Annotated in this window: 14 protein-coding genes and 1 pseudogene; 9 read left to right on the forward strand and 6 right to left on the reverse strand. The window is 34.9% G+C overall.

Going from position 1 to position 15,959, the window contains the following annotated elements; translation table 11 throughout:
* Position 1 precedes the first annotated feature (1 nt).
* Entirely contained in the window at positions 2–1,222 is a 1,221-nt protein-coding gene (locus tag RMN97_RS09060) for a cysteine desulfurase (protein WP_309614195.1), read from the reverse strand.
* A 214-nt stretch (positions 1,223–1,436) separates the two neighbouring features.
* Between RMN97_RS09060 and RMN97_RS09065 the strand changes: the two genes are divergently transcribed.
* Complete coding sequence (locus RMN97_RS09065; RefSeq protein ID WP_309614196.1) at positions 1,437–2,846, forward strand: serine hydrolase; 1,410 nt, start codon at positions 1,437–1,439, stop codon at positions 2,844–2,846.
* 74 nt (positions 2,847–2,920) lie between these two features.
* Here the strand turns inward: RMN97_RS09065 and sufD are convergent, their stop codons facing one another.
* The 4 genes from sufD to RMN97_RS09085 all read right to left on the reverse strand — a co-directional run bounded on the left by sufD (position 2,921) and on the right by RMN97_RS09085 (position 6,958).
* Positions 2,921–4,237 carry a Fe-S cluster assembly protein SufD gene (gene sufD / locus RMN97_RS09070; RefSeq protein ID WP_309614197.1) on the reverse strand — a complete coding sequence of 439 codons (1,317 nt, stop codon included), beginning with the start codon at positions 4,235–4,237 and terminating at the stop codon, positions 2,921–2,923.
* A 78-nt stretch (positions 4,238–4,315) separates the two neighbouring features.
* Positions 4,316–5,065 carry a Fe-S cluster assembly ATPase SufC gene (sufC, locus tag RMN97_RS09075; protein ID WP_309614198.1) on the reverse strand — a complete coding sequence of 250 codons (750 nt, stop codon included), beginning with the start codon at positions 5,063–5,065 and terminating at the stop codon, positions 4,316–4,318.
* 30 nt (positions 5,066–5,095) lie between these two features.
* On the reverse strand, positions 5,096–6,544 hold the full coding sequence (gene sufB, locus RMN97_RS09080; RefSeq protein ID WP_309614199.1) for a Fe-S cluster assembly protein SufB: 1,449 nt from the start codon (positions 6,542–6,544) through the stop codon (positions 5,096–5,098).
* Positions 6,545–6,628: 84 nt separating this feature from the next.
* The gene (locus RMN97_RS09085) at positions 6,629–6,958 is read right to left on the reverse strand and encodes an iron-sulfur cluster assembly accessory protein (RefSeq protein ID WP_309614200.1); all 330 of its coding nucleotides are present in this window, start codon (positions 6,956–6,958) and stop codon (positions 6,629–6,631) included.
* 170 nt (positions 6,959–7,128) lie between these two features.
* On the opposite strand from RMN97_RS09085, the gene RMN97_RS09090 reads away from it, so the two are divergent.
* The 8 genes from RMN97_RS09090 to RMN97_RS09125 all read left to right on the forward strand — a co-directional run bounded on the left by RMN97_RS09090 (position 7,129) and on the right by RMN97_RS09125 (position 15,818).
* Positions 7,129–7,989 carry an MBL fold metallo-hydrolase gene (locus RMN97_RS09090; protein ID WP_309614201.1) on the forward strand — a complete coding sequence of 287 codons (861 nt, stop codon included), beginning with the start codon at positions 7,129–7,131 and terminating at the stop codon, positions 7,987–7,989.
* Positions 7,990–8,063: 74 nt separating this feature from the next.
* A complete protein-coding gene (locus tag RMN97_RS09095) occupies positions 8,064–9,632 on the forward strand; it encodes a S8 family peptidase (protein ID WP_309614202.1) in 1,569 nt (522 codons plus the stop codon).
* A gap of 51 nt (positions 9,633–9,683) precedes the next feature.
* The gene (locus RMN97_RS09100) at positions 9,684–11,546 is read left to right on the forward strand and encodes a M1 family metallopeptidase (protein ID WP_309614203.1); all 1,863 of its coding nucleotides are present in this window, start codon (positions 9,684–9,686) and stop codon (positions 11,544–11,546) included.
* Positions 11,547–11,625: 79 nt separating this feature from the next.
* Positions 11,626–12,036 (forward strand): hypothetical protein, encoded by a 411-nt coding sequence (locus RMN97_RS09105; protein ID WP_309614204.1) that lies wholly within the window; start codon positions 11,626–11,628, stop codon positions 12,034–12,036.
* Between the two features lie 2 nt (positions 12,037–12,038).
* Positions 12,039–12,428 (forward strand): ribonuclease P protein component, encoded by a 390-nt coding sequence (gene rnpA, locus RMN97_RS09110; RefSeq protein WP_309614205.1) that lies wholly within the window; start codon positions 12,039–12,041, stop codon positions 12,426–12,428.
* Between the two features lie 61 nt (positions 12,429–12,489).
* The gene (locus RMN97_RS09115) at positions 12,490–13,383 is read left to right on the forward strand and encodes a DUF4349 domain-containing protein (RefSeq protein WP_309614206.1); all 894 of its coding nucleotides are present in this window, start codon (positions 12,490–12,492) and stop codon (positions 13,381–13,383) included.
* Positions 13,367–15,004: a S41 family peptidase gene (locus RMN97_RS09120; protein WP_309614207.1), complete on the forward strand. Its 1,638-nt coding sequence runs from the start codon at positions 13,367–13,369 to the stop codon at positions 15,002–15,004. Before RMN97_RS09115 ends, RMN97_RS09120 begins: the two co-directional genes overlap by 17 nt.
* 1 nt (position 15,005) lies before the next feature.
* Positions 15,006–15,818 (forward strand): OmpA family protein, encoded by an 813-nt coding sequence (locus RMN97_RS09125; protein WP_309614208.1) that lies wholly within the window; start codon positions 15,006–15,008, stop codon positions 15,816–15,818.
* A 76-nt stretch (positions 15,819–15,894) separates the two neighbouring features.
* On the opposite strand, the pseudogene RMN97_RS12895 reads toward RMN97_RS09125, so the two are convergent.
* Positions 15,895–15,957 (reverse strand): annotated as a pseudogene (locus RMN97_RS12895) (hypothetical protein); the annotation flags it as partial.
* Positions 15,958–15,959 lie beyond the last annotated feature (2 nt).

Genomic DNA, 15,959 nt, shown 5'->3' on the forward strand with positions numbered 1-15,959 from the left:
TTTAAGATAACATCGTTTGTGCTTTTTTCAATGCTTCAATCATCAAATCTATTTCTTCTTTGGTATTATAAAAAGCAAAACTTGCTCTAATTGTCCCTGGAACTTTATAAAAATCCATAATTGGCTGTGCACAATGATGTCCGGTTCTGACTGCAATGCCCAGTTTATCGATAATCGTGCCAACATCATAAGGATGAATTCCTTTAAGATTAAACGAAATTACGGATGCTTTTTTATTCAAATCTTTTGTGCCATAAATTTCAAGGCCTACGATTTCTAATAACTTTTTTGTCCCATATTCCAACAATTCTCTTTCATAAGTCGCAATATTGTCAAAACCAACTTTATTCATATAATCGATGGCAGTTCCAAAGGCAATTCCGCCACAAATATTTGGCGTTCCCGCTTCAAATTTATGAGGCAAATCGGCATAGGTTGTTTTTTCAAAAGTCACCGTTGCAATCATTTCACCTCCGCCTTTGTATGGTGGTAATTTTCGGAGCCATTCTTCTTTTCCATACAGCATTCCAACGCCTGTTGGACCACACATTTTGTGAGCCGAAGTTACATAAAAATCAACATTCAATGCTTGAACGTCTGGTTTTAAATGTGGGCATGCTTGTGCGCCATCAATCAAAACCGCAGCGCCAGCTTTATGGGCTTTCTCGATTATAAATTCAATTGGATTAATTGTTCCCAAACCATTTGAAATGTGATTGCAAACTACCAATTTGGTTTTATCCGAAAGCAATTTCTCGTATTCATCTATCAATAATTCACCGTCATAATTCATCGGAATGACTACTAACTTTGCGCCTGTGTGCTCACACAACATTTGCCAAGGCACAATATTACTGTGATGTTCTAACGCAGAAACAATGATTTCGTCATCTTTTTTTATCAAAGACGCAAAACCATTGGCTACCAAGTTTATACTTTCGGTGGTGCCGGAAGTAAAGATGATTTCATAATTATGCTTGGCATTAAAATGCTGTTGAATTTTATTTCGGGCTTGCTCATAAGCATCCGTTGCCAGTTGGCTCAACGTATGAACGCCACGATGAATGTTGGCGTTGTAGCGCGAATAATAATCTACGATAGCATCAATGACAACTTGTGGTTTTTGTGAAGTCGCGCCATTATCAAAATAGACGAGCGGTTTTCCGTTTACCTTTTGATTAAGTATTGGGAAATCGGCTCTGATTTTATTTATATCTAACATTTCTTTATTTAGAAAAATTCTAAATACAAAAGTAGAAAAATTGGACTTTAAAAAGCCACGAATTCACGAATATTTATGATTTGTTTGTGCTAAGATTGAAACAAAAAAGGCACAAAAGTTCTAGAAGTAACAAAAGCTTTGCGCCTTTGTATTCTTTGTTTCTTTTGTGGTTAACAAGATTTTATTTTTATAACTTGCTTTAAAATTGATTCCCATGAAAAAATTCCTCAAAGTTCTTGCTGTCTTATTACTTATTATTGTTGTCTATTTACGTATTGCCATTTATCCACAGCTCGATTTGATTTCTGGATTTTCAGCCAAAAGTGTTGCTTCCGGGCATTTTATTGATAGTAGAAGTTTGGAAACTATTGAAAAAGGTGACAACGATATTGATAAAGTAGATTGGGCAACAAATGAAATTAATGATGTCAAAAAAAATGTTACCTCATCCGTTTATGGCTTAAAAGAGCGAAAAGCTATTTACCGTCAAGGTTTGGGAGCTACTTTAATTAATAATGATTTTGATGTTACAAAACAATATAAAGTTCCACAGCGTTATTCTTTTAAAAATGGTCGCGAATATCCGTATGGTGACATTGAACCAAAGGATACTCTTTTCTCGAATATTGATTATACCAAATTAGAAAAAGCAATTGCAAATGCTTTTGATAAGAAAGGAGAAAAAAAGAAGCAAACTCGCTCTGTTGTTGTGTTATACAAAGGAAAATTAATTGCCGAAAAATATGCTGTTGGTTTCAACAAAAACTCTAAAATTTTGGGGTGGTCAATGACTAAAAGTTTGACGGCTACTTACTTTGGCATTCTTCAAAAACAAGGTAAAATAGACATTATGAAATCGGCACCAATTGACGAATGGAAGAATGACGAACGTTCCAAAATTACTATCAATGATTTATTGCACATGAATTCAGGTTTGGAATGGGAGGAAGATTATACTAAAATTTCGGATGCGACCAAAATGCTTTTTCAAGCGGAAGATATGACGAAGTCACAAATAGAAAAATCGGCTAAATACAAACCAAATACACATTGGAATTACTCTTCAGGAACTACAAATTTGTTATCAGGAATATTGCGAAAACAATTCAAAACACATCAGGACTATTTAAATTTTTGGTATTCATCGTTGATTGATAAAATAGGTATGAACTCTATGATTGTAGAAACCGATATGGCCGGGAATTTTGTGGGTTCGTCTTATGGTTGGGCAACAACAAGAGATTGGGCAAAATTTGGTTTATTGTATTTACACAAAGGAAATTGGAATGGCGAACAGCTTTTTGATGAAAGTTGGGCGAAATATGTAGCAACGCCAACAAATACTTCAAACGGACAGTATGGCGCGCATTTTTGGCTAAATGCTGGTGGCGTTTATCACGATGTGCCGAGAGACATGTATCGTTGCAGCGGTTTTCAAGGGCAAATGGTGTTTATTATTCCTTCGCTGGATTTGGTTGTGGTGCGAATGGGATTAAGTGAAGACTTTGATTTTAATGGGTTTTTGAAGAATGTTGTTGGGAGTTTAACTATAATTGATGATGATACTTACTTGAAAGAAAGTTTAAGAAAAAAAGAAAAACTTAACCGCAAAGACACAAAGTAAAAAAATCGCAAAGTGCGCAAAGCTTTAAACCTTGCGAACTTTGCGTATATCTCAGCGAACCTTGCGGTAAAACATTACAAATCAAATCCTAAATTCACGCCCAATTTTGTTGCAATGATTTTGGTAATTCGCTTTTTGAGTTCGGGTATTTTGATGCTTTGGATGACTTCGTTGGAAAAAGCATACATCAACAAAGCTTTGGCTTCTTTCTTTGGAATACCGCGTTGTTGCATATAGAACATAGCATTTTCGTCCAACTGTCCAATCGTGCAACCGTGAGAACATTTTACATCATCGGCAAAAATTTCCAGTTGTGGTTTTGCATTTATGGTTGCTTTGTCACCCAATAAAATGTTATTGTTTTGCTGAAAAGCATCAGTTTTTTGGGCTTCTTTTTCTACATAAATCTTTCCGTTGAAAACTCCTGTCGAGCTTCCTGCCAAGATGGTTTTGTAGTTCTGGTGGCTTTCGCAGTTTGGCGTTGCATGATTTACCAAAGTATAATGATCAACGTGTTGCTTGTCACCAATAATGGTAATTCCTTTTAAAGTGGAATCGATTCTTTCTCCAAAATGATAGAAATTCAGGTTGTTTCTGGTAATGTTTCCACCAAATGAAAACGTATGCACCGAAACTCGGCTTTCTTGTTTTTGGGAAATAAACGTATTATCAATAAGGTTGGCAGATTGCAAATCATTTTGAATTTTATAGTAATCGACAATCGCTCTTTTTTGGGCAAAAATCTCGGTGACTGAATTGGTCAATACCGGATTTTCATTTAATGATTGATGTCTTTCTATGATTTGAACATGCGCATTTTCACCAACAATCACTAAATTTCTTGGCTGAACCATTAAAGCACTTTCAACTCCGGTAGAGAAGTAAATGATTTCGATTGGTTTCTCTACGACTTTGCTTTTCGGAATGTTGATATACGCTCCTTCATTGGCGAAAGCCGTATTTAACGAAGTCAAACTTTCGTCTTTGCTGGCAATTTTGTTGAAGTATTCATCAATCACCATTTTGTATTTTGGTTTATTCAATGCCGATGACATCAAGCAAACATCCAATCCATCGTGCGTTGTTGCTGATAAAAATGAACTGAATTTTCCGTCCACAAAAATGACTTTGTGTGTGTCGATTTCGTGCAGGAAAAATTTCTTAACGTCTTTGAATTCAATTGCATTTTCGTGTTTTGGAAACACAGAATAATCATTTTTTAAAATGCTATTCAGCGATGTGTATTTCCACGCTTCCTCTTTTTTAGTTGGGAAGCCTTTATTTTCAAAGTTTTTTATAGCCGAAGTTCGAACATCGTGTAACTCATTGTGCACGTCGATGCTTTCTTCGAACGCCATAAAAGACGAGATTAATTTATCTTTTAATTCCATTTTTGTTGTTCTTTTGTCATTCCGAGGAACGAGGAATCTCATAATGAGATGCTTCCTTCGTCAGCATGACAAGTTTGATTAAACTAATTCACTTTTAATCCAGTCGTATCCTTTTTCCTCTAATTCGTAAGCCAGTTCTTTTCCTCCTGATTTTACTATTTTTCCATCCATCAAAACGTGAACGAAGTCTGGAATGATATAATCTAACAAACGCTGGTAATGCGTGATAACAACCACAGCATTATTCTGACTTTTCAATTTATTTACGCCATTGGCCACAATTCGCAACGCATCGATATCCAAACCAGAATCGGTTTCATCAAGGATTGCCAGTTTTGGTTGCAGCATTGCCATTTGAAAAATCTCATTACGTTTCTTTTCACCACCCGAAAAACCTTCGTTTAACGAACGCGATAAGAACTTACGGTCGATTTCCAACAATTCTGATTTTTCACGGATAAGTTTCAGCATTTCGTTTGCCGGCATTTCTTCTTTTCCGTTGGCTTTTCTACTCTCGTTGATAGCTGTTTTCATGAAGTTCGTTACCGAAACGCCCGGAATTTCTACCGGATATTGAAACGAAAGAAAAACACCTTTGTGTGCTCTTTCTTCCGGTGCTAATTCTGAAATATCTTCTCCTTCTAAAAGGATTTCACCTTCTGAAACTTCGTATTTTTCATTTCCTGCAATGATGGAAGCGAGCGTGCTTTTTCCAGCACCGTTTGGTCCCATAATCGCGTGAACTTCACCAGCATTTACCTCAAGGTTGATTCCTCTTAATATTTCTTTGTCTTCTACAGAAGCGTGTAAATTTTTTATGCTTAACATTTTTTGAATGTGTTTTATTCTGATTTATGATTAACCTACTGATCCTTCTAACGAGATTTCGAGTAATTTTTGTGCTTCCACAGCAAACTCCATTGGCAGTTTGTTCAATACATCTTTACTGAACCCGTTTACGATTAACGCGATTGCTTTTTCGGTTGGAATGCCACGCTGATTGCAATAGAAAACTTGGTCTTCACCTATTTTTGAAGTAGTTGCTTCGTGTTCAATTATAGCAGATGAATTTTTACTTTCGATATACGGAAACGTATGTGCTCCGCAATTATTTCCCATTAACAACGAGTCGCATTGCGAGAAGTTACGAGCATTGTCTGCTCTGGCGCTTATCTGAACCAAACCTCTGTAACTATTCTGAGATTTTCCTGCTGAAATTCCTTTGGAAATAATAGTCGATTTAGTGTTTTTACCCAAATGAATCATCTTTGTTCCAGTATCAGCCTGTTGATAATTATTAGTCACGGCAATCGAGTAAAATTCGCCAATTGAATTGTCGCCTTTTAAAATCACAGAAGGATATTTCCAGGTAATGGCTGAACCTGTTTCAACTTGTGTCCATGAAATTTTTGCGTTTTTCTCACACAAGCCTCTTTTGGTTACGAAATTGAAAACGCCACCTTTTCCTTCTTTGTTTCCCGGATACCAGTTTTGAACGGTAGAATATTTAATTTCGGCACCATCCAAAGCAATTAATTCAACGACTGCTGCGTGCAATTGATTTTCATCACGACTTGGCGCAGTACAACCTTCAAGATACGAAACATAACTGCCTTCATCGGCAATCAATAATGTTCTTTCGAATTGCCCGGTTCCGGCTTGATTGATTCGGAAATAGGTTGAAAGTTCCATTGGGCAACGAACGCCTTTTGGTATATAACAAAAACTTCCATCCGAAAAAACAGCCGAATTCAAAGCTGCGTAGAAATTATCTTTTTGAGGAACAATCGTTCCTAAATGTTTTCTAACTAATTCTGGATGTTCTTTAATTGCATCCGATATGGAACAGAAAATAATTCCTTTTTCGTTTAGTGTTTTCTTGAAAGTTGTTGCCACAGAAACCGAATCGACCACGATATCCATCGCGATATTGTTCATCTTTTTCTGCTCGTCTAATGAAATTCCAAGCTTTTTATACATTTCTAAAAGTTCAGGATCTACATCATCTAAAGTTTTATTTGGATCAACTTTTTTGGGCGCTGAATAATAGGAAATCGCCTGAAAGTCTGGCTTTTGGTAATTTACATTTGCCCAATTTGGCTCAATCATTTCCTGCCAGGCACGAAACGCTTCGATACGCCAATCAGTCATCCATTGTGGTTCTTCTTTTTTCAAAGAAATAGCCCGAACAATATCTTCGTTTAAACCAATAGGAAACGTTTCCGACTCAATGTCAGTATAAAACCCGTACTCGTATTCTTTACTTTCGAGTTCAACTTTTAAATCGTCTTCGGTATATTTTGCCATTTTTATTTTTTTTAAAACCATTAAGAAATTAAATTAATTAAGACTTAATGGCTCTTAATTTCTTAATGGTTTAAATCTTTTAATTTAAAGTGAAAATGATTCTCCGCATCCGCAGGTTCTGGATGCATTTGGATTGTTGAATACAAATCCTTTTCCGTTTAATCCACCCGAAAATTCTAAAATTGTTCCTGCTAAATACAAAAACGATTTTTTCTCAACGGCTATTTTTACGTGATTATCTTCAAAAACTTTGTCGTTTTCACCAAGTTCTTTATCGAATTTCAATTCATACGACAAGCCTGAACAACCACCACTTTTTACGCCTACTCGAACGTAATCTTTGGCAGCGTCAAAACCGTCTTCCTGCATCATCGAAACGATTTTTTTACTAGCGTTATCAGAAACTTTGATCATACCTTATTTTAATTTTGTCTAAATAATAGGCAAAGTTAATACAAATATCCCTTTTTACCTCACAACCATAGATTTTTATAACTAATTTAAGAATAGAAAAAAATGATTTTGGCTTATTAAATGCTCTATAATTTCACTAATTTGCACCGCTTTTTAAACTCACTCAATCCATGAAAATATATCCTATTGAAGCGGGAAATTTTAAACTAGATGGCGGCGCAATGTTTGGCGTTGTGCCAAAAACCATTTGGAATAAAACCAATCCGGCCGACGAGAATAATTTAATTGATATTGCGGCAAGATGTATGTTGATTGAAGACGGAAACCGCTTAATCTTGATTGACACCGGAATGGGAAACAAGCAATCGGAAAAATTCTTTGGGTATTATTCGCTTTGGGGAAATCATTCTTTGGACAAATCCTTGGCGAAATATGGTTTTCATCGCGATGATGTGACTGATATTTTTATGACGCATTTACATTTTGACCATTGTGGCGGAAGTGTCAATTGGAACAAAGAAAGAACAGGTTACGAAGTGGCTTTCAAAAATGCCAAATATTGGACCAATCATAACCATTGGGATTGGGCAACAAAACCAAATCCTCGTGAAAAAGCTTCTTTCCTGTCAGAAAATATTTTACCAATGCAGGAAAGTGGACAATTGAATTTCATCAAAAGGCCAGCGGGAGATTTTCAGACGAAATCAGAATTAGATTTTGGAATATTTTATGTAGATGGTCACACCGAAAAAATGATGATTCCACATATTCAATATCAAGATAAAACTATTGTATTCTGTGCCGATTTAATTCCGACTGCTGGTCATTTGCCTTTGCCTTATGTTATGGGCTATGACACGCGACCACTTTTAACGATGCCTGAAAAATCAAAATTTCTTCATGCTGCCGTCGAAAATAATTATTATTTATGGCTAGAACATGATGCCCACAATCAAATCATAACTGTTGAGAACACCGAAAAAGGCATTCGACTAAAAGAAGTTTTCAGCTGTGAAGATATCTTAACATAGTGTTAATCCTTTCTTTAACTGTAACAAAACATTTTACTTTTACACCAATTCATAAATCACAAATAAAATAGAATATGAAAGTTTTACATTTTTTACTGATTTCAATGTTCTCATTGACAATCTTTGCACAAGAAACTACTCAATCTTTTGCTAAAAAAACACCTTTAACAGAACAACAATTACAACGCTGGAGTCATCTTGATTTAGAAAAAGATTCTATTCCAGGAATGAGTGTAGATAAAGTTTACGCTGAATTACTGAAGAACAAAAAAAGCACAAAAGTAATAGTTGCTGTTGTGGATTCAGGAGTGGATACAGATCAGGAAGATTTGAAGTCGGTTATATGGACCAATAAGAAAGAAATTCCAAACAACGGAAAGGATGATGACAAGAATGGATTTATTGATGACGTTCATGGCTGGAACTTTTTAGGTAATTCAAATAATGAGAATCTGGAAATGGTTCGTATTTTGAAAAAAGCCGATGATGGTTCAGAAGTTTATAAAAACGCATTGGCAGATTATACTGAAAAATTGGCAGATGTAACAGATTTAAAAGAAAATATAGATGTTTTATTGAAAGCAGACAATGCAGTTCGTGAAGCTTTAAAAAATGACAAATACTCTGTTTCAGAACTAAAAGATATGCCTTCCGTTAAATTCGATTTGTATGATGCCAAACGAATCATGTTGTCTTATGCTACTCAAAAAGGTGATACTTTCCACGATGATTTAAAATCTTTTCAAGATTATGTTTATGATCAATTGGATTATAATCTTAATAAAGATTTTAATGCTAGAAAACTTGTTGGTGATAATCCAGAAGATATCAATGATAGAAAATATGGTAACAACATAGTCTATTCTAAAGAACGTAAAGACAATTTACACGGAACCCACGTTGCAGGGATAATTGCACAGGGAAGAGACAACGGACTCGGTGGTGATGGTGTTGCCGACAATGTAGAAATCATGCCAATTCGTGCCGTGCCAAATGGTGATGAATATGATAAAGATATTGCTTTAGCTATTCGTTATGCCGTAGATAATGGTGCTAAAGTGATTAATGGAAGTTTTGGAAAAGACTATTCTCCTCACGCTCAATGGGTGTATGATGCTATCAAATATGCCGCAAGTAAAGATGTTCTTATTGTTCATGCGGCAGGAAATGATTCTAAAAACATTGACACAGAACCAAACTTTCCAACAGACGATGTTGATAGTAAGGAAATTGCAGATAATGTTTTAACAGTTGGCGCTCTTAATTATGAATACGGAGAAAAAGTGGTTGCTAAGTTTTCAAACTACGGAAAAAGAAATGTAGATGTTTATGCGCCGGGTGTGAAAATATATGCTACCATTCCTAGTAATAAATATAAATACCTTCAAGGAACTTCAATGGCTTCGCCAAATGCTGCGGGCGTAGCTACTTTAATTCGTGAATATTATCCAAATTTAAAGGCTGCTCAGGTAAAACAAATTTTAATGCAATCAGGAACTTCATTGAATCTTGAAGTGATTGTTGATGACAAGAAAATTAAAATTCCTTTTTCAGACGCCTCTGTTTCGGGAAAAATAGTCAACGCATACAATGCTTTAAAAATGGCTGAGGAAATGACGAACTCACTCAAGAGCAACCCATAATTATAAACTGAAAGGAAGCGTAAAACCTTCCTTTTTTTATTTTATTTAAGCATGAATATCAAATTTCTATTTGGTTTTATTTTATTAAGCATCACTTCTTCTTTTGCACAATCCAAAGGATATTGGCAGCAAAAAGCAGATTATACTATGGAAGTGATGATGGACGTGAAAACCTATCAATACAAAGGAAAACAAAAACTGGTTTATACCAACAATTCTTCAGACACGCTACGCCGTATGTATTATCATTTATTCAATAATGCTTTTCAACCGGGAAGCGAAATGGACATGCGTGCTCAAACTATTGCTAATCCGGATGGAAGGTTTCTTACTAAAACTAAGGAAAGTCGAATTGCTAAATTACAGCCTAACGAAATTGGTTATTTGAAAATTTCTAACTTTCAGCAAGATGGCGTTTCTGCCAATACAAAAGAAGTTAGTACCATTCTTGAAGTGACGTTGGCAAAACCAATTCTTCCCGGAAAATCAACAACGTTGACTTTAGACTTTGATGGTCAGGTTCCGGTTCAGATTCGTCGTTCGGGTAGAAATAATTCTGTTGGTGTTGCCCTTTCAATGGCGCAATGGTATCCAAAAATGGCAGAATTTGATTTTGAAGGTTGGTATGCTGACCCATATATTGCCAGAGAGTTTCATGGTGTTTGGGGCGATTTTGATGTTAGTATTACCATTGACAAAAATTACATTCTTGGAGGAACGGGTTATTTAAAAAACAATAACGAGATTGGTTTTGGATATGAAGATCAAGGCAAAAAAGTAAAAAAAGATCCGAAAGGAAAAACATTAACTTGGCATTTTATAGCGCCAAATGTACACGATTTTACTTGGGCTGCCGACAAAGACTATCTTCACGATGTGGTGAAAGGATCAAACAATGTTGACCTCCATTTTCTTTACAAAAACAATCCAAAATACATTCAAAACTGGAAAGACCTTGAGCCGTTGATGGTAAGAGTAATGGATTTTTACAATAAAATAGTTGGCGATTATCCGTACAAACAATACTCTTTTATTCAAGGCGGCGATGGCGGAATGGAATATGCTATGTGTACCTTGATGCTGGGAACCGGAACAGCACAAGAAATGTTGAGTGCAGCGCCACATGAATTGGCACATTCCTGGTTTCAGCAGGTTTTAGCTTCCAATGAGTCGAAACATCCATGGATGGACGAAGGTTTTTCAACCTATATTGAATATTTAGCGCTGAATGAAATTCCGATTAAAAAAGCAGAAAATCCTTTTAAATCAATCTATTCAACTTATTACGAATTTGTAAAAACCGGGAAAGAACAGCCCATGTCAACACATGGAGACAGGTACGATATCAACAGAGCCTATACTGTTGGAACCTATTACAAAGGCGCACTTTTCCTAACACAATTAGAGTATTTAATTGGCATAGAAAATACTCGAAAAACTTTGAAACGTTTTTATAACGATTTCAAATTCAAACATCCTACACCAAACGATATTAAGCGAACTGCCGAACGCGTTTCGGGGGCGAATTTAGATTGGTATCTAACCGATTGGACCGAAACTTTGAACACGATTGATTATGGAATTAAGAATGTTGAAGGCGCAACCGATGGCGTACAAAGAACAGGCGTTTCTTTAGAACGAATCGGCAGAATACCAATGCCTATGGATATTTTAGTAGAATATAACGATGGCACAAAAGAAAGTTTTTACATTCCGCTGCGAATGATGAATTTTGAAAAAGAAAACCCAACTCCGGAAATTAAAAGAACTATTTTAACTGACTGGACATGGGCTAATCCAAATTATTTCTTTGAAATTCCAAAAGCAAAAACTTTCATTAAAAAAATCACCATTGATTCAAGCGGTTTAATGGCCGATGTGAAAAGAGATAATAATGTTTACGAAGTGAAGTAAATGAAAAAGGGAACTTTAACGTTTGCTTTTTTTCTAGAATAGAATTTGTAGATTTACCCTCGATAAAATTTTTAACAAAATGAGAGCTATTCAACTTCTTATCGTTTGCCTTTTTTTAAGTTTTGGAAATATTGCTTCGGCGCAACCCATTCTTTTTCAAACCAGCAGCGTAAGTTTTACAGATAAAAAAGATAATGGTCAATGGAACGAATGGTCCGATTTTGTTGATGCTAAAGTTTTGATAACACTTAATCCTAAAAAAGATTTAATTACGATTAATTCTTCCGAAGTGCAGTCTTTCAAAATCAAAGCTTATGGAGAAATTACAGATAATGATGAAGTAAATATTGTTCCGTTTGAATGTGTCGACAATAAATTTTCGAAGTGTAACATCTTAATCATTACCAAGAAAAAAGAAAACAACAGAGTGCAGTTTTACATCACTTACACTGAAGTTAAATTTGTTTACAATATTTACCCTGTCAAATAGCAATGGATTTTTCTTATCCAAAAACCGAAAAACTAAAAAGCAAAAGAATTATCGATTTACTTTTTACTGAAGGCAAATCGGTGAGTAAATATCCGCTGCGTTTGGTTTATGTAAAACATAATTTTGAGGAAGATGTGCCTTTAAAAATTGGCGTTTCGGTATCCAAAAAATATTTTAAAAATGCCGTTGACCGAAATTATTTCAAGCGTATTTTACGAGAATCCTATCGATTAAACAAACAGCTTTTGGTTGAAAATGTAGATGCTAAATATTGCTTTATGTTTTTTTATCAAACCAATGAACGATTGTCTTATCAGGAAATAAACCAAAAAACCATTCAGCTTTTTGAAAAGTTTATCAGAATTATTCAAGACGAGAATAATGAATCCTAAAACACTTCAACACAATAAATAAGTACTTTTTTACGTTTTATTACTACTAAACTTATTTATTATGAAAACTCTCCCTATATTTTTTTACGTTTTTGTTTTTTTATTTGTTTCCTGTAAACAAGCAGACGCTGAAGCTGTTGCCGATAAAGACATGGTGATCTATGCTGCAGCGGATTCTACTGCGGTTGAAGCGGTTGATACTGCTGTGGCAGATGAATCTTATAATGAGTATAAGGTTGCAGCAGCGAGTCTTAAATCTATTCCAAAGGAAGAAGTATCTATTGAAACCAAAATCATCAAATCGGGTAATTTGCGATTTCAAACTGATGATTTAGAACAAACTTATAGTCAGATACAAAGCGCAGTAAAAAAATACAAAGCTTTGATAAAAAATGATTCACAAGAAAATAACGATTATCAGTTTTCGAGAGCCGTCAACATCAGAATTCCAAATCAGCATTTTGATAAATTTATTGCCGATATATCGAAAGGCGTAAAATATTTTGACATAAAGGATATTACTTCACAAGATGTGACAGAGGAATATATTGATGTTGCATCAAGGATAAAGACAAAAAAAGTATTAGAACAACGCTATTTGGAGTTGTTAAAAAAAGCCAATAAAGTTTCAGAAATGCTCGAAATTGAAGGACAGCTTTCAGAAATCAGAGAAGAAATTGAAGCCAAGGAAGGAAGATTGAGATATCTTCAAAACAAAGTGTCCATGAGTACTTTAGACATAACTTTTTACAAACCCATAGCACAAGGCCAAAAAGCAACGGTTTCTTATGGTGGAAGAATTGGCAACGCAATTATATCGGGCTTTAACAGTATTTCAAATTTCTTTATTGGGTTGTTAGGAATTTGGCCAGTAATTGTTACATTAGTTGTCGTATTCATTCTAATCAGAAAACGATTTAAAAGAAAAAATAAAAAAGATGTTATCGAAAATTAAAAAAAAATATTTTATTCCGGCAATTCTGAGTATTTTCCTCTTTGTTGGTGTCAGTTTTAAAGACGATTTCTTCGAAATTTCAAAACAAATTGAAATCTTCACCACGCTTTTTAAGACCATTAATCAAAACTATGTCGATGAAACAAATCCGGCGGAATTGATGGACAAAGCCATCAAAAGCATGCTGGCTGATTTGGATCCATACACCAATTATTTCAACGAACAGGATGTTATCAAATTCAAAATAAATAACACTGGCGAATACACGGGAATTGGCGCGATGATTACCCGAAAAGAAGACAAACTTATCATCAAAGAACCCTACAAAGGATTTCCGGCTGATAAAGCTGGATTAAAAGCCGGTGATGAAATTACGCAAATTGGCGATGTGCTTTTGGCCGATTTCAAAGACGATGCTTCGCAATTGATGAAAGGTGCAAAAGGCACTAAGATTAACATCAAATATTTGCGTCAGGGAAAACAAATGACAACAGATTTAATCCTTGATGAAGTGGCTGTAAAAGCTGTCCCTTTTTACGGAATGGTTGATGACAAAACAGGTTATATTGTATTATCGCAATTCAACCAAAAAGCTTCGTTAGAAACCAAAGAAGCATTAGAAAAACTGAAAACGGATGGCGCCACGCAAATTGTTTTAGACTTACGCGGAAATCCGGGTGGATTATTGAATGAAGCCGTTAATGTTTGCAATCTTTTTGTGCCCAAAAATGAAATCATTGTAACCACAAAATCTAAGAATTCTAAATACAACAATACTTATAAAACTTCGCGTGAACCTATTGATACCGAAATTCCATTAGTGGTCATTGTTGATGGTAAAAGTGCTTCGTCTTCAGAAATTGTTTCCGGTGCTTTGCAGGATTTAGACCGAGCGGTAATTGTTGGAAGCAGAAGTTACGGAAAAGGATTGGTGCAACGTCCCATTGACATGACTTATGGAACGCAGGTTAAAGTTACCATTTCCAAATATTATACACCATCCGGAAGGTGTATTCAGGCATTGAATTATTCGCATAAAGACAAAAACGGAAAAGCCATCAGAACAGATGAAAAAAATTATAACGCTTTCAAAACCAATAAAGGAAGAACCGTTTATGATGGTGGCGGAATTTTACCAGATATCGTTCTGGAAAACACAAAAACAAGTTCCATCGCAGAAGCCTTGCAAAAAAATGATGGGATTTTTAATTATGTCACGTATTACTATTACAAAAACCCAACGCTTGGTGATAAAATTCCAACGATTACGGATGCTGATTTAGCAGATTTTAAGGCTTTTCTAAAAAAAGAAAAAATAGCATTTGATACCGAAACGGAAGTGGCTTTGAAAAACACTTTAGAAAAGGCGAAAAAAGAAAATGTTGATACTGCCATTGCGGCTGAATACCAACAATTACTTTCAGTATTGGAAAAAAGCGAGGAAACATTGATAGACAAAAATCAAAAAGAAATCAAGAATCTGATTTTGGATGAAATTATAAAACGATACCAATACAAAGAAGGATTGTATCAATATTATGTCAAAAGCAATTATGAAATTAAGAAGTCTATTGAAGTATTAAACGACAAATCACAGTATAAATCGATTTTGAAAATTTAATATGAAGTTTTTAAAGTTTTTGCCGATTTTATTTTGCTTTGCTCTTCAAGCTCAAGAAGAAGTTGTTCATTCTGTTTATTTTGAATTTGACAAATTTACTTTGAATGAAAAAGAAGTTAATGAAGCCATTGATTTTATCAAAAAAACCGATTCAACTCGTATTGACGACATTCAAATTTTTGGTTACACCGATGATGTTGGAAAAGAGGCGTATAACTTTAAACTTTCTACAAAACGGGCGAATGCCATTCAGGATAAATTCATTGAAAACGGCATTAAAAGTAAAATCATTGTAACCATTGAGGGCAAAGGACGGATTTTGATTGAGGATGACATTGTAGAAAATCTTCCGGAAAAACGTTCTAAAAACCGTCGTGTTGATGTGGTCGTTCACTTGAAACCTTTACCAAAAATTGAAATTCCGGGTTTTTACAATACCGTTCAAAAGAATCACATTCTTGGCGATCACATTTATTTGGATAACATTTTATTTGAAAGGGGAAGCAGCAAATTGCCATTTAAATCGAAAACAGAATTGGATAAAATTGCGCGTTTGCTAATGAAATATAAGAACCTTCAATTTGAAATTCAAGGACATGTGTGCTGCACGCCGCCATATCAAAAAGAAGCCATTGATTTAGATACCAGAAAACGTCAATTGTCAATAAACAGAGCTGAATCGGTTTATAAATATTTACTATTTAAAAAAATAGCCAAAAACCGTATGACTTTCAAAGGTTATGGGAATACCATTCCGCTGGGCAAAGGTGCAGATTACGATAGAAGAGTAGAATTGGTGATTTCTAAGATTTAAATGAACTAGAGATAATTTTATAAAAAAGCAGTTTTGGTTTCCCAAAACTGCTTTAACTAATACATAACCAAAATTTCTATTTAACCACTATTTTTGAAGTGATAAGTTCATCATTAGTTTGTACTTTTAGGATGTAAACTC

Origin of the sequence: Flavobacterium sp. (assembly GCF_031381455.1) — a bacterium.
Taxonomy (GTDB): Bacteria; Bacteroidota; Bacteroidia; order Flavobacteriales; family Flavobacteriaceae; genus Flavobacterium.